The 249-nt window shown below is 75.5% G+C and carries 1 protein-coding gene; it reads left to right on the forward strand.

Annotated features, from left to right (window positions below; genetic code table 11):
- On the forward strand, nt 1-249 hold a 249-nt coding region (locus tag SB753_RS39945; protein ID WP_410805533.1), incomplete at both ends, for a zinc-binding dehydrogenase.

Consider the following 249-nt stretch of genomic DNA (forward strand, 5'->3'; position numbering starts at 1 on the left):
CATCCGGCGGCGTCGGCACGTTCGCGGTGCAGCTCGCCGCCCTCCGCGGGGCCGAGGTCTGGGCGACCTGCAGCGGTCGCAACGCACCGCTGGTCGAGCGCCTCGGCGCCGTGCGCACCTTCGACCACCGGGTGGCGCCGCTGAGCGAGATCCCGGCCGGGCGTTTCGACGCGATCGTCGACATCGCCGGAGGGATGCCGCTGCGCGAGCTGCAGCGACTCGTCGGGCACGGCGGCCGGATCGTGCTGG

This window comes from Paraburkholderia sp. SIMBA_053 (genome assembly GCF_046534895.1).
GTDB classification, from domain to species: domain Bacteria; phylum Pseudomonadota; class Gammaproteobacteria; order Burkholderiales; family Burkholderiaceae; genus Paraburkholderia; species Paraburkholderia caledonica.